Consider the following 19,038-nt stretch of genomic DNA (forward strand, 5'->3'; position numbering starts at 1 on the left):
GCCATCGTGGTCGTGGCGCGATTGTGTTTTTTTGTTGGGCGCCCCCCGCGCGGGGGGGGCCCCCCGGTGTGGGGGTGGGCCACCCCGGATATGCCGCGTACTCATGTGGTGATCATGGTACGGCGGCGCTGGACTACGCGCTGGCCTTGCAGATGGAGGAGACGGCAGTCACGAAGCCGTTCCACCCGAGCACGACCCCGTTGCCGTGGGTCACGATTCTCGTTCCGGGTTTCACTTGGATGTTGTAGTGAACCTCCCACTGCTTCTTCCAGGGCGTGTACCAGCTGGCCTTGCCTTGAAGTTTGCCCATTTTTTTCTTGCCTGGCCGGGTTCCCCAGGTTTCCGCGTACACCGCGTTTCGGGACAGGTACCGGTTGGCGAATCCCTTGATCTGGGTCTCCACGTAGTACCCGATGTAGCGGTGGCCGTCCTTGGTCACGCCGCCACCGCGGCGGCTGGTGATGATCTGCAGGCTGTAGCCGTTGGTCTTGTGCTTTTTTCCGCACTTGGGGATCAGCCCGGTGGTGTCGGAACTGTTGCACGGGTCGGCGTTGGCGTAGTCGTAGGCATTCGCTGACCCGCCGGGAACCGGATCAGCCTGGAGGAACCGGCCGAGCTTCGGGTCGTAGAGGCGTACGCCCATGAGAGTGAGCCCGGTCAAAGTGTCGGCGGAGCGCTGCTTGGTGCCGAGCCAGGCGTAGCGGGTGCCTGCCTGGCCGGGACGCGGATTGCCGTACTCGTCGTAGTCGAGCACTGTCGGAGCCGTCGCGCCGTCCAGTGGGAGCTGGAGAGCGATGTCACTGTGCAGGTTGGCGAGTTGGAGCACCACGCCGCCGGTCTTGGTGCTCGTCGCGGTGAGATTTCCGCTCGCGGAGACGATGTTGCGGGTGACCGCGCCGGTCCCGGTGTCCTCCACCACCCATCTGGGGTTGTCGGAGTCGCTGTCGTAGTGGTTGATCCTGGATGCAGTCTGCGTCCAGGTGGTACCTGAGCCGCTTTCCGTCGTCCAGGAGCGCACGCGCAGTTCGGGGTCACGCTGCCAGGTCTGGCGCTTGCCATCGACTGTCTGCCGATAGGCAAGATCGTTGGCGTAGTAGGAAAGGGTGCCGTGGCCCGGAGCGGTGGTCGTCCGGCCGAACGCGTCGTAGACGTAGCCGGTGCCGGTGAGACGGTCGGCGCTGTCGTACGTGTGGCTGGTGGTGGTTCCTGCGGAGCTCGGGCAGTCGACGCCGGGTTCGGAGGTAGCTGTGGTCACCGCGCTGCGGGTGCTGCGTGCGCCGAAGGTGTACGTGCGGCGGGTACAGACGGTGTCCGCGGTGTCGTCGACCCCGGCCAGACGCCCGACAGCGTCGTACCGGTACTGCTGGTGCGACCATCCCGAGTGGGCCGTCACCTGGGAGTGGATGGACCTGTCTACCGAGTCGGCCAGCACCACGGTGCTGTCGGAAGCCCTGGTGTAGGTACGCGCCAGGGGTGAGCCCGTTGTGTCGATCTCCTGGGCCAGGGTGTAGCCGCCGGGCAGCTTCTCGTTGATGACGGCGCCGTCAGCGTCATAGGCGGTCTCGAACGCACCTGCGACGGAGTCGGTGGTCTTCGTGGCCAGGCCGCGGGGCTCGACCGTGTGGTCGTAGGTGTAGGTGACCGTCGAAGGAACGGAGTCGGAGACCTGCGTGACACGGTTGAGCAAGTCGTGGCGGACCTGGGTGACTCCGCCGTCCGCATCGGTGTAGGAAAGCTGGCGGCCCAGCGCGTCGAACACCTTGGTGACGGTCCCGCTGGTGGCCGAAGTGTTCTTGATGGCCTCGCCGGTGGTGGCGTCGTAGTCGGTAGTCGTCTTGGACAACGCCTCGCCGACGCCTCCGGTCATGGCGACCGAGATGGGACGGCCCGCGTCGTCATAGCTGGTTGTGGTGGTCCTGGTGACGCCCCCGGCGGTTTCGGAGACGTTGGTGGGGTTTCCCCATCGGTCGTATTCGGTGGTGGTCACCGGGAGTGCCGACGGGTTGCTGCCGCCCCCGGTGATGGCGCCACCGGGCGAGGTCCGGCAGGGCAGGTCGGCCCACTCGGGGCGTCCGGCGCAGGTACCGGTGCCGGAGGCGGACCAGTAGTCGGTCACGCGTGTGGTCGCCGAGGTCGCGGTGCTGTCGGGCGGGATCTCCTTCACCACGCGGCCCTGCTCGTCGTACTGGGTGACGGTGGTGATGGCGAGGCCCCCGGGGTCCTGGACCGTCTGGGTCGCCAGGCCGCGTGCCCAGTCGTAGACGGTCCGCGTCTCACGGGTCTCGGCATGGACGGTGGGGTGGACGCGGAGCTGTGCCCCGGTGGTGGTGCCGGTGATCTGGTCCTTGACCGTGGCAGTGCCGTCCGTCGGGCGCCCGGCGTCATAGGTGTTGACACTCCGGGCGCGGGCCACGACGGATGTGCCGGCGGAGACGAGCGTGGTGCCGCCCGAGGTGAGGTCCTGGGTCAGGTCGATCCGTGACAGAGGGCCCAGTGCCTCCAGTTCGCGTGTTCCGGTGGCGTTGTAGATGGACCGGGTCGACAGGAGGTCGGCACGCTCGGCACTCGGGAGGTCCGCGATGCCCAGGTCGGTGAGAACCTTCTGTGCCGCGCTGCTTTGGCCGAGTGCCAGGGCACGGTTGGCGGGGCTGAGCTCGCGGATCGTGTTGCCGAACCGGTCAGTGTCCGACGCGGATATGTGGCCGCCTGGCAGGGCCGCGTTGATCTGGCGTCCGGAGGCGTCCATGTACTGGATGGTCGCCCGCGCATAGGCTCCCGCACCGAGGCTGCTGCCTGTGTGCGAGGCCGGTACGGAGTCCGCCGGGAAAATCGCCGTCGCGTCGGTAGGCGCATCCAGCTGGCCCCATGTCTTGACCTCACTCGATCCCATGGCGTAGGGGGCGGAGGCGCCTGCGAGCGGGACATCGTAGACCAGGCTGGTGACTGCCTCGCCCTGCACGGTCGCGGCCGTACCGGGCTGCAGGCCGGGACGCGAAACGCTCAGCAGCATCCCCGGACCAGCGGCGGTCGAGCTTCCTGCCTGGCCGTAGGTGAAGGTCCAGGGCAACTGGCCTGGCGGGGTCAGCTCGGTGACCCGGCCAGCGCTGTCATAGGCGTACTCGGTGACCAACTGCGGGGAGATTTGCGAGTTCCACGTACGACGCAGCCGTCCGGAGGTGTCGTACGCGTACTTCTGCACGGATGTCGAGGTGGCTGCCGTCGCTCCGGGAGCGGTGGACCAAACCTGGATCTCCTTCACTCGGCCGGTGAAGTCGCCGTACGTGCCCGCAGCGGCGGTGGTGGAGGTGGCGTAGACGAACTCCAACACCCGGCAACCGCGTGTGGAGGGGGTCTGCGCACAGGTGCCGGAGGCGGCTGCCGAGGTCGGGGCGACAACCCGCTTGGGCCGCGCCTTGACCTTTCCATCGCTCGAGACCGTTTCTGAAAGGACCGTGGTGGTGGAGTTGCTGCGGCCGTCCAGACGGGCCGACGACACCTGCCAGGTCGTTGCCGCGTCGTCCAGCTTCGCGAAGTTGGTGACCGTGCCCTCGGCGTCGGTCAGGGTGAAGGAGCCCGATGTGCTCCCTTGCAGCGTGATCTTCTCGGCGCCCGGTTCAGCGATCCATGCGGTCTTGGCCGCGTTCGCGGTGAAGTGGATGGCGTCGCCTTGACTGCCGACCACGTCAACGGCGGTGTCGGAGACCCTGCTGACATAGGAGTAGTCCGAGCCGGCGGATTCGGCGACCGTGCCAGATGCCCACTCGTTACCGAATATGGCCACCTGCCCCTCCTGGTCTCCTGCGGACGGTGTCCGAGAAGTAGCCGTACGGGTGACGGACAAGCCGAAGTATGAGGCTTCCACTTCGGAGAGGGTGAAGTCACCGGTGAGCAGGTTCACCGAGCCAGGCCCGATCAACTGAGGCGCGGCACCGAGGGCGTAACGGTCGACAACGACCGTGAGAGGTTCGGTGCTACCGGAGGCGCTGTTGGCTCCCGTGAAGTCGGCCTTGACCTGCACTGCGCCGTCGGGGTTGACGGTGGCGACGGCGTTCCACACCAGCTGGCTGTTCTTGCCGTTGGTCAGCGGGACCGGCCATCCGGTGAGCGTGTCGCCCCCGGAGGTGACGTCCCCGACCGGGATCCTCTGCCAGCCGTCGGCTTCAGACCGGCGCCAGGAGAAGGACACGCTGTTGTACTTGCTCGCGTCGGCTTCGGCGACCAGCGGGAGACGGCGCGCTGTGCGCTCGCCTTCGGAGGGCTGAACGAAACCGCCGGGCCCGGTGTGGAAGGTGTACTCGATTGCCTCGGACTTGTTGTCCGCCTTGTCCACCGAGCGCACCTGCAGGGTGTGGGTGCCGTCCTTGGGCGGGGTGATGGAGAGGGCCTTGTCGGCGGTGGAACCGCCGGTGGCGACCTTGGTCCAGGTCACGCCGTCCAGCGACCACTCCAGCCAGTTGTGGTCGGAGGCGGGTGGGGTGACGGTGAAGGTGCCCGCCTGGCCCGCGCCCTTGACCCAGGAGCTCGACGGGTAGTCGGTGGAGACGATCTTCGTCGGGGCGGACGGGGCGCTGGTGTCGACGGTGACCGTCTTCCACGCCGACCAGCCGTTGTTGTAGTGCGTGCCGTCGTACGGGCTGGTGCGGAACTTGTATGTCTTGCCGTTGCTCAGTACCCCGGATGGCACAGTCACCGAGGCGATCTGCCCTGAGGGCACGTACTTCGACACGATGACGTCGCCGACCTGTGTGTTGGTGGCGTTGTCGTAGATCTGGAAGGTGCCGTTGACCTTGTCACCGTCGGAGTCGACGAAGGTGTCGCGCAGGGCGGGCGTGGTGGTGTTGACCGTGTAGGCACCGCTGTAGGAGAAATACGGCGGGCCGGCCTCCTGCTTGGTGCCAGTGCGCGGCCGGTAGTTGTAGTTCACGACCAGCTTGGGCGGGTTGGAGGCCGCGTTGGCGGAGTTGACCCGCTTCCACTGGGCCACGACGGTCTCGCTGGTGGCGCGCAGGCCCATGTGGCTGCGGGTGGCCTTGGCGGATGCCCACTCCTGCACGAGCGTGGTCGCGTCGGCGTTGATCCAGCCGTCCGGTTGCGTGGTGCACGCGGCGTTGCCGCGGGTCTCGGTGGAGGTGGCCTTCTTCGCCGTCCACGACGGCTGCGCCGTCCAGCGCGACGACGTCGAGGCCGCCCCGGTCGACCACACCTCCCACGGGTAGACCTTGCAGTCAGTGTTGTTGCCCGAGTGGAAGTTCCACAGGGACAGCTTCGCATCCAGGACCAAGGCATCCTGGATCGGAGTCGTGTTCCAGGAGATGAACGACCGCGCGGTGCGCGGGGTGCCGTCGGAGTTGGTCGTACCGGGGTTACCCAGGTCGAGTTCGGTGTCGGCGGACCAGTCGACCGTCTCGCCCTGCTGCACGTAGGTGTCGAAGACGTTGGACAGAGACGACGTCGACGGGTCGACGGTGACCGGGTACGTGGTCTCCGGGTCAGCGAGGAACTTCGCGTCCGGGGTGACGATCAGATCGACGGTGGAGCCCTTCCGCACCACCTTCATGCCGACCTTGGCCCGGTTCGTGTGCTCGCCCGACCGCTTGTCGACGGTGGCGTCCCACATCACCGGCGCGGGCATCACAGCCCGCTTCTTGTTCTTCTTGTCGGTGAACAGGACGCTGCCGTCAGCGAGTTGCTTCACCTTCAGGCCCTTGGCCTTCAGCGGCAGCGTGTACGAGTAGCCACCCGTCTCCGGACGCTGCCTGATCTCGACGAACTGCTCGAAGCCAGTACGCGTGGCCTCGACGACCACGTCCGCGCCAGGAACGGCGTTGACGTACTCCGCACGCGTGCCGTCCAGCTTCGGCTGCGGCAGGCCACCCTTCCACTGAAGCGTGATCTGCTGGTCACCCTCGCCCAGCGTTACCAGGTCCGTCGCCTTGGCCTCCTGCGCGGCGGCCAGCGACTTCGCGGGGGTGCCGGTCCCGCCGGCGAGCCGCAGGCCCTCCGGGTGGGCGACCGGTTCCACACCTGATCCGGTTTCACGGAGGTTGACATCGACGTCGGTCCATTGGCCATCACGCTCGAACCGGACGGGTCCGGCGGCGAGTTCCGTGGTGAGACTACCGTCCTTGTTGACCCAGGTGGTCGACGTCTCAGTGCGCTCGCTGAGCGCCTCCACGGGCCTGCCTGACAACCGGGCCGCGACCTTCGCCGACGCGATATCCGCCGCCGTGGTCACCGACTTTGCTTCCGAATCCTTCTCCGACACCCCAGCCGGTACCGCCGCTGCCACACCCTGCAGCAACGACACCGACATCAGCACCGCAAGCCCACCCGCGATCCAGCGCAGACTTCGGCTACGGTCACGCCAAATCCACCCCGTCTCCCCAGGAGGAGGGGCCATATCCACAGGTCTCACGAATCCATCCCCGTCTACTCGTCACGTAAAGAAACAGTGATCGATTCGCAAAGTAACCCGGAGCACAACACCACCAAGATCAGCTAATGCAGCCATAAGCGGACACCACTTCCTGCGCCCCGACCTATGACCTTGATCACATGAAGTGACGTCATCGGTACCTACCGCTCAACATCCCCGGGGCTGCTGCAGGCTTGGCGTGGTACTGCGTTTACCAGCGCCGGGACAGAAAAGGCGCCGCGGCCACTACGAACGGTGCCAGGTCGCGCCCGTGCAGCGTTGTGGCACAGTGGAGTTCACGACTCCGCGACTGACCCGTATCGGCAGGGCTCACACTCGCGCAGAGACCACTCCTGCGACCGAAAACGGCGTCGGCACCGCCCCGAGGAAACTCGACAGCGCTTGGCGCGAAGGCGGCCCTCGGAGCGAAGCGAGGCATTCCGGATCACTAAGCCACTTGGCGGGGCCCCGGCGCCCCACATGGTACCCACTGGTCAGGCCAGGTCGGCAGGTGCGACTGGACTCGACAACGCCACTTCCGACAACCGACTTGCCTAGTGAAGGGTCTGGTTGCCGCCGTGGACGTAGCCGAGCGGCACCGGTCCTATGCGGCGCAGCTGGAGCGCGTACTGAACCTGAATGGGTGATGTCGGGGAACGGCATGTGTGGTGGTGCCCCGAGCTGTTCCGTGGATGGCGGCTGCGCCAAGATGGGCGTATGAGCGAGAGCGAAGCGGATCTGCTGGCGTTGCTGCGCGAGCTCGATGATCCGGGGTGGCTGGAGCGTCCGCAGCACTATGACCGTGGCGAGGCCGCAATGCACTTCGGTGTTCTGGTGGCCCGGCTTGAAGTGACTTCGCAGCTTGCTGCACGGCCGAGCAGGACACCCAAGAATCCTTCGTGAGGGGCCACCGACGGGGTAGGTGGCCCATTTCGTTGCCGGTGGCCGCAGTTGGGCAGGCCGGGGGCCCTGCTCGGCCGGGGGTCGGCAGCACGTCGAGACGCTCGATCGCGTCCGTGATGACGTCTGTCCAGGGCCAGTGGCGTGTGAATCTCAGGTGCCGGCGGCGGGCAGTTGTGACGATCTGGGCGGCGGCGGAGAAGAGGCGGAGCCGCAGTCGGCGCGGCTCCCATCTGTAGGCGTCGCCGGTCAGAGCGAGCATGGGCACCCACGCCAGCAGGTCCAGGGCGATCTGGACGATCTCCAGCCAGATCCGGTTCTGCGCCGTCTTGTGCAGGGGCAGGTTACGCAGGCCTGTGGTCCGGGCGGCGCGGATGCGGTCTTCGGCGCGTGCGCGTTGGCGGTGCCGTAGTTCGAGTGCGGCAATGGGGCTGTTGGCGGTGTTCGTGGCGAACGCGGTGAGCCGCAGTCCGTCGGTGTCGGTGAACCGCAACTGGGCGCCGGGGTGCGGGCGTTCTTTGCGGACGACCAGTCGCATTCCTGGCGGCCAGCCCTTGAGGGTGTCGCCGTCGAGTTCGGCGACCCATGCTCCGTGCCGGATTTCGCCGTCGGGTTCGACGGCTGGTGTCCAGGTGGTGGGCGGGACGGTGAGGACGGCCTGGTGGATGTGGTCGGTGATGGTCATGCCGACCGAGTGCGACAGCCACCTGGCCGCGGACGGTGCACGATCCGGGGAAGATCCTGCTGGACGTGGCCCTCGCGGTCGCGCTCGGTGGGGACTGTCTGGCGGACGCGGGCACCGGCGAGTTTCCAGACGTGTTCGCGGGCTTGGGCCCGTGCGGTTCGGATCGCGTCCAGTGCTGCTGGCCCGGCAGCGGCGAGGGCATCGATGAGGTGGGAGATGGTGGGATCAGGCGACCGCCACCCCTCCGGGGCGGCCGAGGATCACTGCTGCACCGCAGCGCGGGGCCAGAACTCCGAGGCGTTAGTGGCAGCCACCCCCTGACGGCCTTCGTCGACCACGGGAGAAGCGGGACCGGGGAACCCGTGGCCGCCATCCTGCGGCCCGGGAACGCGGGCTCCAACACCGCTGCCGACCACATCACCACCGCCCGGCTCGCCCTCGCCCAGCTCCCGAGGAAGTACCGGCGCGGACGCCGGAGACTGCCCCGCACCGACTCCGCCGGCGGCACCCACGAGTTCACCGCCGCATTCCTGCCTCGGCCGAGCTTGAAACCCTTCAAGCCCAGTTTCGACGCCTCCCTGTAGACCCAGCTCGTGGACATATTGAGCATCATGGCGACTTCGGAAGTATCCATAAGGACAGGTTCTGCGAGCTGGACCCTGCGCGGCGGGCTGATTTCGATGGGGTGATCGTTGGACTGCGGCTGCATGGGCAAGGCGGCTCCTTGAGGCTGGCAAGGCTGAGGACGGCGTTCGGTGGACCCCAGCCCAGGCCGGATCGGAGGGTTCTGCACCCGCCCGGTGCCGCTACAAAGAGTGACCGGATGGGCAACGGTCATGTTCGCGGAAACTGTCGACTTTGCCGCGCAGCGATTTGCTGATACTCGCCCCGCGTCGCCTTCGAGCCCTTGAGGTGACATAGGAGATGTGGGATCGCCGACAGGCCCTCGGGGCGGCGGTGACTGCGTTCGCCCAGGGGAGAGCACGGCGAAGGCTTACGGGGAAGTCTCCGAGAGGTCGAAGCCCTCTGCTCTTCCCTGACGAGGTGTCAGCTAAGGCGGCAAGTGGTCAGCGTGAGTCCTGAAAAACCTGGGGAATGCTGCCCGAACATGCGAATCGTTGTAGGGTAGGCGGACAGCACTTGACCTGCAAAAACGCAGGCAGGGAGCCTAAGTTCAGGAGTTCGTCGATGATCCGCACCATGTTCAAGTCCAAGATCCACCGCGCCACCGTGACCCAGGCCGACCTGCACTACGTGGGGTCGGTCACGATCGACGCCGAGCTGATGGAAGCCGCCGATCTGCTCCCCGGTGAGCTGGTGCACATCGTGGACATCACCAACGGTGCCCGCCTGGAGACCTACGTCATCGAGGGCGAGCGGGGTTCCGGCGTGATCGGGATCAATGGCGCCGCCGCGCATCTCGTCCACCCCGGAGACCTGGTCATTCTGATCAGTTACGCGCAGGTCGACGACGCGGAGGCGCGCACGCTCGTCCCGAGCGTGGTGCACGTGGACGCGGACAACCGGATTGTCGCGCTGGGGACCGACTCCTCCGCGCCGGTACCGGGGACGCCCACCGAGCGCAGCCCGTACGCGGTTCCGTCGGCCCGCTGACCGGGCACCCGACGACGGTACGCGGCAAGAGCGCGGCCGTCCGGAACGGACATACGGGTGGCCGCGCGCCGGGCCGCGGGCGGAACCGGCGGCCGGCTCGGAGGCCGGGCGAACGAGTGGTCCGAAGGCTCGGAGGGCGCGCGGTCCCGGCGTGTGAGGTGTGGTCCCGGCAGGCGCGGGCAGCCGCAGCGGGAGACGGTGGGGAAGAGCCCCACTCGTACCGTTCGCACCATGGGAGCGTCGCGATGACCCAGCCGTACCCCGAACCCGTCCATCCGTCGCCCGTGCCGAGCCCGCCGCCGGTGCCCGGGCCGCCGACCCCCGTGCCGACTCCGCCGCCGGTGCCGCCGGTGCCCGGGCCCGTACCGCCCGGCCCTGCTCCCGACCCGATTCCGCAGCCGCCGGCCCCGGGCCCCGAGCCGGTGCCGGACCCCGAGCCGTCCCCGCAGCCCGCAGGCTGATCCGGGGCGTCGGGCCCGTCCGGCGCGTGCCGGGCGGGCCCGCCCGCGGCGGGACTCACGTGAGGGTCCACGGTCATGCGGAAGCGCCGTCCGTTCCGAGCGCGCCGTCCGTGCCGCGCACGCCGTTGACTCCACCGAGTGCCACCAGTGCGTCGGCGTGTCCGAGCCCGCTCTCCGCCGCGATCGATTCCAGCGTCTGGGCGTCGCGCACCGGTGCGAAACGCACCCCGCCGCCCGCCGTCGTCCGGAAGCCGTACACGGCCGGCCGCGGCAGGCTGTTGTACGCCCACGGGGACGAGAAGTAGTACGCCCCCGTGTCGTAGAGCACCACGAAGTCGCCCTCGCGCAGTTCCGGGAGTTCCTGGCCGTACGCGACCACGTCCCCGGCGAAGCAGCAGGGGCCCGCGATGTCCTGCGCGAGTGCGGGCCCGTCCTTGGGCAGGCCGTCCGGCCCGAAGGCCCCCACCCGCAGAGGCCAGGCCCCGGGCATCAGGACGGTACGGGTCGCGGTCTGAGCGCCCGCGTGGGTCACGGCGATCCGCCGCCCGCCCGCGTCCTTGGTGTACTCCACCAGCGCCCCGATGAACCCGTTCTTCGCGAGCAACGACCGGCCGAATTCCGTCACCAGTGCGTACCGCCCGTCGAACAGGTCCGGAACGGCTTTGCGCAGCGCGCCCACGTAGTCGCCCTGGGTGGGCCGCACCTCGTCGTCCGTGAAGTTCACCGGCAGCCCGCCGCCGATGTCCAGGCTGGTGACCCGGCGCTCGCCGAGGTGCGCGTTGATCTCCTCGGCCAGCCGGTACGTCTCCGCGACACCGGCCGCGAGCAGGTCCGGCGGACAGCCCTGGGAGCCCACGTGCACGTGCAGCCGGGTCAGCCAGGGGCGTTCGGCGAAAGCGCGCACCACCGCTGTACGGGCCCCGGGGTCCCGCAGCCCGACGCCGAATTTCGAGGTGGCGGTGGCCGTGCTCATGGCCCCGATCGCACCGGCTCCGACCTGTGGGTTCACCCGTAGCCCGATGACCGAGGGCGAAGTGGACCAGCGAAGGGCGTCGATGCGGCGCAGTTCGTCGAGGCTGTCGGCGTTGACCGCGACCCCCAGGGCAAGTGCCAGCCGGATCTCCTCGCGGGTCTTGGCGGGGGAGTCCAGGACGATCGTCGAGGGTGCGAAACCGGCGTCCACGGCCAGCCGCAGTTCCCCGGGGCTCGCCACCTCGCACCCCATTCCGTACGAGGCGAGCAGGCGCAGCACCGGGACGAGAGGGGACGCCTTCGCCGCGAAGGTGTGCAGGACCTGCGGGGCGCCGGCGAACGCTTCCTGCAGGTCCTCGACCGAGTCCCGTACCCCCTGTGTATCGATGAATCCGACGACGGGCTGAGACTCTCCGAGCAGGCCGTCGTCGACCGCACGCCGCACGGCATGGGCGAACTTCGGGGTGGTGGTCGGTGCGCCGGTGGCGGAGAACGTGTGGGTCATAGGGTGAGAATCGCCGACCGGGCGGCCCCGGTCTTTGTCGGCGGGGCCAATTCTGGAGGTGAAAATCGTTCTGGCGCGCAATCACCGGGCAGGTGCATGTGAAAGGCGCAAAAGGTGCGAAAGGAATGGAATGGAAGGCGGAGATGAAGAGGGGCGGTCTCAGAAGCCGGCGGTGAGTCGGACCGCGACCGTCAGCAGGAGCCGGGTGTCCGGGTCGTCCACGTCCACCCCGTGGCGTTCCCTCACCCTCCGCAACCGGTAGCGGAGGGTGTTGGCGTGCAGCCCCAGGCGGCGTGAGGCGGCCGGGACGTCACCCGCCGCGTCCAGATAGGCGGCGAGGGACCGGACCAGCTCGCCGCCGGCCGAGAGGTCGGCGCGCACCAGGTCGTGCACCGGGCCTGTGCCCGCTTCCCACAGCGGCCGGACCGCGTCGAGCATGCGTCGTACGTCGACCACCGGTCCCAACCCGGCGGCGCCTGCCCATCGCGCCCGTGTTCGGTCGTCTCCCGGCCCGGCGTCCGGTGAGGCGTGCCTCTCGCGCAGCACCCGTACGACGAGGGAAGCCTCCTCGCAGGAGGCCGGGGTGCCGAGGACGGAATCCGCCACCCTTCCCGCGCCCACGAGCACCGGCGCACCACCGGGCAGCGAGGAGGCGAGGGTGGCCAGTTCCCGGGCCAGCCCCAGGGCCTCTCGGTCCTTCCCCGAGTGGTCCTTCCCCGAGCGGGTTTCCCCCGAGTGGTCCTTCCTCGAGTGGCCCTTCCCCGAGTGGGTTTCCCCCGAGTGGTTTTTCCGGGAGCCGACCGGCAGCAGGGCCAGCAACCGGTCTCGCTCCCGGAGAACCTGCACGTCGGGGCGGTACGAAGTGGCGTGCAGGGCCAGCACGCCGAGCGTCCGGTCCAACGGGGGAGTCACCGGCGCCGATGCCGATTCGGCCGCCACCGCCACCACCGCACACGGCGTTCCGGGCGCCAGCCCGAGCGACCAGGCGTGGGTCCTGAGATCCCCCTCGCCCCGTAGGAGTCCGCGCAGCGCGTGATCGCGCCGCCGCACCTCGCCGCTCTCCCGTAGCCGGTGGCGTACCAGGTGGGGTGCGGCCGTGGCGGCGGCGGACAGCAGGGCGTGGGACGCGCCCGGCAGCAGGGGGCTGCCGTCCGCCGCCACCCAGATCGAGCCGAGGACCTCGGGCCCGCTGCGCACCGCGACGACGAGGCGCTCGGGACTGTCTCCCTCGGCGGGGCGGTGGATCACCTCGCGCGAGGTCCAGAGCGTGCGCAACAGACCGCTGCGGCGCATCTCGGCCACCCGCCAATCCGGCACCCGGCCGCCGAGGATCGTGGAGCGGCGGACCCCGTCCGCCTCGGGCCGGGTGGCGGAGTGGGCCAGCACCCGGAACCGGTTGTCCTCGATGGTGATCGCTCCGCCGGTCGCGGCGGCGATCACCGAGGCGAGCGCGCTCAGCCCACCGGGCGCGGGGTCTTTGGAGAGCGGGTCCTGAGCGGTGCTGCCCGCCGCCCCGAAAGCGAGGGCCGAGCGCAGCAGCGTCGCCGTGTCCGTCCAGTCCGCCCAGGCGGCGTGCGCCAGCACGGCGATCTTGTCGTCCCGCGCGCTGTCCAGGACCTCCTGCGCGGGCCCGGCGTCTCCGGATTCGCGCAGCACCACGGCACACGCCCCCTGCCGTGCGGCCCGGCGCACGGCGGTCACGGCCTCCGGAGAAGCGGCGTCCGCACCCACGGCGAGCAGCAGCAGCCCTTGGGCCGAGCCCGGTTCGCCGTTCTCCGCGAACGCGGCGCCCCGGACGGGAACGTCCTGTCCGACGGGGGCGAGCAGCAGCCGCAGGGTGCCGCTGTCGTCGAACGCCAGGACGTCCCGCAGCGTGACGGCGGGCAAGGGCGCCGGCTCGGGAACGGACCGGGGCCGGGAGGGTCCGGGCGAAGGGGCGGGGTCAGTGGCCATGGCACCGAGAATAGGAGGCGTCACCAGCCCGCCCGGACGGAGTCCCCCGCCCCGCGGCAGGAACCTACCGCCCGGTACCGCCCAGGATCGGGCGCGGGCTCACCGGTGCGGGTCCCAGTGTGGTCGAGCCGGGGGCCGACCGGTGACCGAGGCCGGTCCGGTACGCGTCCAGGGCCGCCTCCGTACGCCCCGTCCGGCGCAGCAGGTCGCCGAGCAGTCGGCAGACGTCCGCCAGGTCCCCGGCCGCCCCGGCGCGCTCCAGCAGGGCCAGCGCCTTGACGTAGTGCTCCTCGGCGGTGTCCGTCTCCCCGTCCTCCTCGTGGATCAGCCCGAGGAGCCGGTGCGCTCCCGCCGCGTGCACGGCGCCCCGGTCGGGCTGGAGTTCGCCCAGCAGCCGGTGCAGCAGGTCCTCCGCCTGGCGTGCCTTGCCCTGGCGGCGCAGCACGTCGGCGAGCTCCACCTCGACCTGGGCCGTGTAGAGGGCGGCCCGCTTGGAGGCCAGCATGTCCCGGGCGGCGAGCAGTTCGGTCTCGGCCCCGGAGAGGTCGCCGTCCTGAGCCCGTACGTAGCCGCGCATCCAGTGGCAGTGCGCCATCTCCGTGCGGATCTGGAGCTGCTGGTAGATCTCCGCCGCCCGGGCCAGCGAGGCGTCGGCCTCGTCGGTGCGGCCGGCGGCGATGAGGGACCGGGCCACACTGCGGTGCATGCCCGCCACCAGCTCGGGATCGTCGACCCGGGGTGCGAGGGCGAGCGCCAGCTCGCCGGCCTGCGCGGCCCGGGCGTGGGCACCCATGTCCATGTAGGGCGCGATCGACGCCGTGTACAGGAGGAGCAGCGCGCCGGGGTCGGGGAGTCCGGACGCGTTCAGTTCGTCGATCGTGCTCTCCAGCAGATAGCAGGCGTACCGGAGTTCGCCCGCCAGCAGGTGTACGACGGCCCGGCCGCGGACGGCCCGCGCCCGCTGCGAGAGCGGGGCGTCCGCGAGCAGGCGCTCGACCGCCTCGAAGTGCTGCCGCGCCGTGCGGAGATCGCCGGTCTCCAGGGCGCATTCGCCGAGCCCCAACGCCGCCGACGCGCTCTCCTGGTCGAGCCCGAGCCGGTCGGCCTCGGCGAGCAGCTCGGCGAAGTCGGCCACCGCGTCCTCCGCGGCGCTGGTCGCCAGGGTGCGCTGGGCTTCGACCAGACGCAGCCGCAGTTCGGTCGCGAGGTGGGCCGGGCGCCCGGTGGCCACTTCCTCGTAACTCACACCGAGCCGTTCGGCGAGGTGACGCACAGCCGTCTCGGACGGCCGGACGCGCCCTGCTTCCAGGGTGGATATGTAGGCGGGGGTGTACGAGGGTTCGGCGAGCTCGCGCTGGGTGAGACCGCGCTCCGCGCGCAGCCGGTGGACGCGCCGGCCGATCGTGGCGGGGTCGTCCACCGGTCCGCGTTCCGTCCGACGCCCGGTCGGGCTCTTCTCCGCCACGTGGCCCCTCATTTCGCCTCGTCACACCCCGACCGCGACCGGCACGGGAGATGAGTATCGACCAGATCGTCCCGGGCCGTGTGCGAGGGGTGGGTACTCGGGGCAATTGCCCGCTGAAGACATGGTGTGTCACTGCGCTGCGGAGGACGGACGGAACGGGTCAGGCGATGAGCGGGACCACGGCCTCCGGGGTCAGCAGACGGAAGGTGAAGGCCTGTTGGAAGTACAGGTGCACGGCGGTGGCGTCGTGGCTCTGGTAGCCGATGGACAGGTCCTGGGCCAGCCGCAGTTCGAAGTCCCCGCCGCGCGTGGACAGCAGTACCCCGCCCCTGATCGCGGGCGCCCACAGGATCGGGTCGTCCAGCTGGCGGCCGATGTGGGTGGCCACCGGGTAGCCGTGGTCGGAGGTCTCCGTCGCCTCGGTGAAGGCGTCGGCGCCGAGCAGCAGGCGGTAGGGGCCGTCGACTCCGGCGAGCCGCAGCCGGGTCAGCGCCTGGCTGACGGCCGCGGGATAGTCGCGGGCGTCGGCGGGCAGCGGGAGCGGATCGTGCGAGGATCCGTCCCGCAGACCGGCGATGCCGGCCGCCGGGTACCCGTCGATGATCGCCATGTCCTCGGCGAACGCACAGGTGCGCGCGGCGTCCTTGACGGGCTGCCAGTCGCTGTCGTCGGAACCGCGCTCCACGTCGTCCACGGCCTGCCGGGTCACACTGAAGGGCACCCGCCACTCGATCACCGGCATCGACGTGCGGGCCCGTGCCAGTACGTCCGGGGCGGGCGGGTCGATGGGCCGCAGATGGCCGTCGCCGACCGCCGCGAGGGCGGGGCCCTCCGGATCCGTGACGTCGACGACCCTGCGGCCCGCGACATGGCGGGTGAAGGTCCGCCGCGCCTCCTCCTCGATCTGCTGCCAGGCGGCTTCGGTGACGGGAGCGAGTTCTCGGTGCAGATTGTTCATCACTGGGCGCTTTCTTGCAGGCTGCCGATGCGCAGCGAACCGTCGCCCGGAAGGGCGGGGAGGCCGGAACCGTCGGGGAGCGCCGCCGCGGACAGAACCGGCGGGGCGGCCGTCTCCGGCAGCGGCCTGGCATCCGGTTCGGCGGGAGGCGGGGGCGGGGCGTCGAGGAAATCGGCGCAGGGGGCGTAGAAGAGCGTGCCGGTGACCGCCGTGGAGAAGTCCAGGATGCGGTCATGGGTGCCGGGCGGGTCGCCGAGGAACATGTTGCGGAGCATCCGCTCCGTGACGCCGGGGTCGGCCGCGTACCCGATGAAGTACGTACCGAACTCGCCCCGTCCGAAGCTGCCGAACGGCATGTTGGCGCGGAGGATGTCCCGCTCGGTGCCGTCCGGGTCGGTGACGGTGTTGAGGGCCACGTGCGAGTCGGCCGGCTGCACGCCCTCGGGTAGTTCGACGTCGTCGGCCTTGGTTCGGCCGATGACCCGCTCCTGCTCCTCGGTGCTCAGCGCCTTCCAGGCGGCCATGTCGTGCAGGTACTTCTGCACGACGACGTAGGAGCCGCTGGCGAAGGCGGGGTCCTCGTCACCCACCAGCGCGGCCGCCCGGGCCTCGTCGCCCACCGGGTTCTCCGTACCGTCGACGAATCCCAGCAGGTCACGGTGGTCGAGATAGCGGAACCCCTGCGTCTCGTCCACGATCCGCACCGACCCGCCGAGCCGGTCGAGCAACTGCGCGGCCCACTCGTGGCAGACGTCCGCCCGCTCGGCCCTGATGTGCAGCAGCAGGTCGCCGGGGGTGGCCGGGGCGGTGTGGCGCGGTCCGCGCAGTTCCTGGAACGGGTGCAGCAGCGCCGGCCGCCCGCCGCCGAAGAGCCGGTCCCAGGCCTGGGAGCCGAAGCCCAGCACGCAGGAGAGCCCGGCGTCGGGGAAGCGGAAGCCGAGGGAGCGCGCGATCGACGCGACCTCCGGCAGCACGGACCGTACGGTCTCCTCACCACCGGGCTCGACCGTGCCGACGAGGATCAGCGCCGCCTCGGTGAGCGGAGCCACCACGGGCTGCACGTCGACGGGGTCCGGAACGGCATCGGGCATCGGGCGCACTCCAGTGGTAGCGGCGGGGACACGACTACTGCCACTCACCCACGGGCGCGGCCGGGACGCACCCGGGCACGGCCCGTCCGGGCGGGGCGCGAGTTCCCTCGCGGTCCGTACGCCGGTACGTGTGCGCAAAGTGGGGGTGGGCCCCGCGAGGCTGGGGGCCGTCTCGCGCAGGTCGGCATGGCCGGAGAGCGGCCGGGCGAACACCGCCTGCGCGATGCCTGAGACGGGAACGCCCAGGTCGAGGGCGATCCGCACGGGCCTTGCACGGACGAGGGAGTGCCGCCCATGGGCGGGGTGTTTCCTCCGACATCGACAAGCCTGCCGTCCGACGGGGCGGGGCGGCAGGTGCCCTTTCACGAGGAGAGGACGCGCGCTCACCGGGGCGTCACGTCTCTGGCCACCCTGGCGCACGGTGGCTCGAACCGCGCGGGTCATCTGCGGGCACGGTGGCTACGAATCAAGGGTGAGGAGTCCGCTCCGCCACGCTCGGCTGTTGACCATGGAGGTGAATGTGAGGGGCAGGTGGCTTCGGACGGATGCGCCGAGCGCCCGGGTGCATGAGGGTCGAGCGGAGTCGAGGAGTTGCCGTGGATCTTGATGGTGAGGCGGGACCGGGCGGGCGCCCGGGTGCGGACGGTGGCCGTTCGGAGGAGCAGGCGCGGCTGGACGGCCTGCTCACGCGTGTGGCCGCCGGGGACGAGAAGGCGTTCGTCGAGGTGTACGACGCCTTGGCGAAGCCGGTGATGGGGCTGGTCTGCCGGGTGCTGAGGGACGAGGCACAGGCGGAGGAGGTGACCCAGGAGGTGATGGTGGAGGTGTGGCGCACCGCGTACCGTTTCCGTCCCGAACGGGGAGCTGCCCGCGGCTGGGTGCTGACCCTCGCGCACCGGCGGGCCGTGGACCGGGTGCGGTCCGTCTCGGCGGCGAGAGCCCGCGAGATGAGGGTCGCCGTCCGGGACCAGGACCCGCCGTTCGACGCGGTCGCCGAGGAGGTCGAAACACGGGAGGAACACCGGGTGCTCTTCCGCTGTCTCGGCGAGCTCGCCGGCCAGCTGCGTCTGCCGCTGGTGCTCGCCTACTACGAGGGCCTGACGTACGCCGAGGTCGCGGACTCCCTGGCGTCCCCCCACGGAACGATCAAGTCACGGATGCGCCACGGCCTGCACTGCCTGCGCGAGTGTCTGGGAACAAGATCATGACTACGAGCCCCGCTGACGATCCGCACCTCGATGTGGGTGCGTACGTACTGCACGCCCTGCCGCCCGACGAGGAGGCCGCCTTCGAGAACCATCTGGCCGGCTGCCCGGCCTGCCGACGGGAGGTCGACGAGCTGGCCGCCACGGTGGGTCTGCTGGGCGAGGCCGTCGAGGCCCGTGCACCGTCGCCGCGGATGCGCCGCCGCGTGCTCCAGCAGATCTCCGGCACGCAGCAGGACCGGCCCGCTCCTGTCGCGGTGGTGCATCGCTACCGGCGCCGTCTGCGGGCGATGGCCGTATCGCTCGCGGCGTCGGTCGTGGCGGCGGCAGTGCTGGGCGGCGTCGCCTGGAGGCAGGGCTCGGAAGCCGATACGGCCCGCGCGGAGGCCGATGCCGCCCGCGAACAGGTGGCGGAGGCCCAAGGCGGTGCAGAGGTCCTCGCCGGTGTCGTCGCGGCTCCCGATGCCACGATCCGAGCCGAGCAACTCCCGCAGGGGGCGACGGCCAGTGTGATCACTTCGCGGTCGCGGAACCGGGCCGCGTTCGTCGCGTCCGGCCTGCGCCCCCTCACCGACGGCCGGGTCTACGAACTCTGGTACGCCGACGGCGAGCGGTTCCGGCCGGCCGGACTGCTGTCCGGCGACGGAGGCAGCCAGGCGCACGTCCTGCAGGGTCCCCTCAAGGGCGCCACGGCCGTGGGGATCACCGTGGAGCCCGCCGGTGGATCGCGGCAACCGACCACGCCTCCCATCGGCCTCGTCGGCCTTTCCTCCTGACAGGCCGCGGGCCGCTCGCCGCCGCCCCCCAGATGTGG

At 70.2% G+C, this 19,038-nt stretch carries 10 protein-coding genes and 2 pseudogenes; 5 read left to right on the plus strand and 7 right to left on the minus strand.

The genetic code is table 11. The features are described 5' to 3' along the window. Nucleotides 1–133 precede the first annotated feature (133 nt). Complete coding sequence (locus ACFWEP_RS16875; protein WP_387370940.1) at nt 134–6,313, minus strand: DNRLRE domain-containing protein; 6,180 nt, start codon at nt 6,311–6,313, stop codon at nt 134–136. Nucleotides 6,314–7,132: 819 nt separating this feature from the next. On the opposite strand from ACFWEP_RS16875, the gene ACFWEP_RS16880 reads away from it, so the two are divergent. Continuing rightward, nucleotides 7,133–7,318: a hypothetical protein gene (locus ACFWEP_RS16880; protein WP_387370927.1), complete on the plus strand. Its 186-nt coding sequence runs from the start codon at nt 7,133–7,135 to the stop codon at nt 7,316–7,318. Nucleotides 7,319–7,391: 73 nt separating this feature from the next. Here ACFWEP_RS16880 and ACFWEP_RS16885 read toward each other — a convergent pair. Next, nucleotides 7,392–8,227: pseudogene (locus tag ACFWEP_RS16885) on the minus strand (transposase); the annotation flags it as partial. Between the two features lie 78 nt (nt 8,228–8,305). On the opposite strand from ACFWEP_RS16885, the pseudogene ACFWEP_RS16890 reads away from it, so the two are divergent. Next, nucleotides 8,306–8,524 (plus strand): annotated as a pseudogene (locus ACFWEP_RS16890) (IS1380 family transposase); the annotation flags it as partial. Nucleotides 8,525–9,188: 664 nt separating this feature from the next. After that, a complete protein-coding gene (gene panD / locus ACFWEP_RS16895; RefSeq protein ID WP_387370929.1) occupies nt 9,189–9,614 on the plus strand; it encodes an aspartate 1-decarboxylase in 426 nt (141 codons plus the stop codon). A gap of 534 nt (nt 9,615–10,148) precedes the next feature. On the opposite strand, the gene ACFWEP_RS16900 is transcribed toward panD, so the two are convergent. The 5 genes from ACFWEP_RS16900 to ACFWEP_RS16920 all read right to left on the minus strand — a co-directional run bounded on the left by ACFWEP_RS16900 (nt 10,149) and on the right by ACFWEP_RS16920 (nt 17,019). After that, nucleotides 10,149–11,552 (minus strand): diaminopimelate decarboxylase, encoded by a 1,404-nt coding sequence (locus ACFWEP_RS16900; RefSeq protein ID WP_387370930.1) that lies wholly within the window; start codon nt 11,550–11,552, stop codon nt 10,149–10,151. A 159-nt stretch (nt 11,553–11,711) separates the two neighbouring features. Next, nucleotides 11,712–13,505: a helix-turn-helix domain-containing protein gene (locus tag ACFWEP_RS16905; RefSeq protein WP_387370932.1), complete on the minus strand. Its 1,794-nt coding sequence runs from the start codon at nt 13,503–13,505 to the stop codon at nt 11,712–11,714. A 64-nt stretch (nt 13,506–13,569) separates the two neighbouring features. Beyond that, on the minus strand, nt 13,570–14,925 hold the full coding sequence (locus ACFWEP_RS16910; protein WP_387370942.1) for a tetratricopeptide repeat protein: 1,356 nt from the start codon (nt 14,923–14,925) through the stop codon (nt 13,570–13,572). A 205-nt stretch (nt 14,926–15,130) separates the two neighbouring features. Further along, nucleotides 15,131–15,928 carry a family 1 encapsulin nanocompartment shell protein gene (locus ACFWEP_RS16915; RefSeq protein ID WP_387370934.1) on the minus strand — a complete coding sequence of 266 codons (798 nt, stop codon included), beginning with the start codon at nt 15,926–15,928 and terminating at the stop codon, nt 15,131–15,133. Next, nucleotides 15,928–17,019 (minus strand): Dyp-type peroxidase, encoded by a 1,092-nt coding sequence (locus ACFWEP_RS16920; RefSeq protein ID WP_387370944.1) that lies wholly within the window; start codon nt 17,017–17,019, stop codon nt 15,928–15,930. Before ACFWEP_RS16920 ends, ACFWEP_RS16915 begins: the two co-directional genes overlap by 1 nt. Nucleotides 17,020–17,615: 596 nt before the next feature. Between ACFWEP_RS16920 and sigK the strand changes: the two genes are divergently transcribed. Beyond that, on the plus strand, nt 17,616–18,227 hold the full coding sequence (sigK, locus tag ACFWEP_RS16925) for an ECF RNA polymerase sigma factor SigK (RefSeq protein WP_387370936.1): 612 nt from the start codon (nt 17,616–17,618) through the stop codon (nt 18,225–18,227). Next, nucleotides 18,224–19,000, plus strand: a complete 777-nt coding sequence (locus tag ACFWEP_RS16930) for an anti-sigma factor domain-containing protein (RefSeq protein ID WP_387370938.1) — start codon at nt 18,224–18,226, stop codon at nt 18,998–19,000. The genes sigK and ACFWEP_RS16930 overlap by 4 nt, the downstream gene beginning before the upstream one ends. Nucleotides 19,001–19,038 lie beyond the last annotated feature (38 nt).

Origin of the sequence: Streptomyces sp. NPDC060198, assembly GCF_042728415.1 — a bacterium.
Classification (GTDB): domain Bacteria; phylum Actinomycetota; class Actinomycetes; order Streptomycetales; family Streptomycetaceae; genus Streptomyces.

What these genes read in the sequence shown, in the direction of transcription:
- ACFWEP_RS16875 (WP_387370940.1), bottom strand. Translation starts at nt 6,313, where the DNA reads ATGTCGGTGTCGTTGCTGCAGGGTGTGGCAGCGGCGGTACCGGCTGGG.
- ACFWEP_RS16880 (WP_387370927.1), top strand. Translation starts at nt 7,133, where the DNA reads ATGAGCGAGAGCGAAGCGGATCTGCTGGCGTTGCTGCGCGAGCTCGAT.
- panD (WP_387370929.1), top strand. Translation starts at nt 9,189, where the DNA reads ATGATCCGCACCATGTTCAAGTCCAAGATCCACCGCGCCACCGTGACC.
- ACFWEP_RS16900 (WP_387370930.1), bottom strand. Translation starts at nt 11,552, where the DNA reads ATGACCCACACGTTCTCCGCCACCGGCGCACCGACCACCACCCCGAAG.
- ACFWEP_RS16905 (WP_387370932.1), bottom strand. Translation starts at nt 13,505, where the DNA reads ATGGCCACTGACCCCGCCCCTTCGCCCGGACCCTCCCGGCCCCGGTCC.
- ACFWEP_RS16915 (WP_387370934.1), bottom strand. Translation starts at nt 15,928, where the DNA reads ATGAACAATCTGCACCGAGAACTCGCTCCCGTCACCGAAGCCGCCTGG.
- ACFWEP_RS16920 (WP_387370944.1), bottom strand. Translation starts at nt 17,019, where the DNA reads ATGCCCGATGCCGTTCCGGACCCCGTCGACGTGCAGCCCGTGGTGGCT.
- ACFWEP_RS16930 (WP_387370938.1), top strand. Translation starts at nt 18,224, where the DNA reads ATGACTACGAGCCCCGCTGACGATCCGCACCTCGATGTGGGTGCGTAC.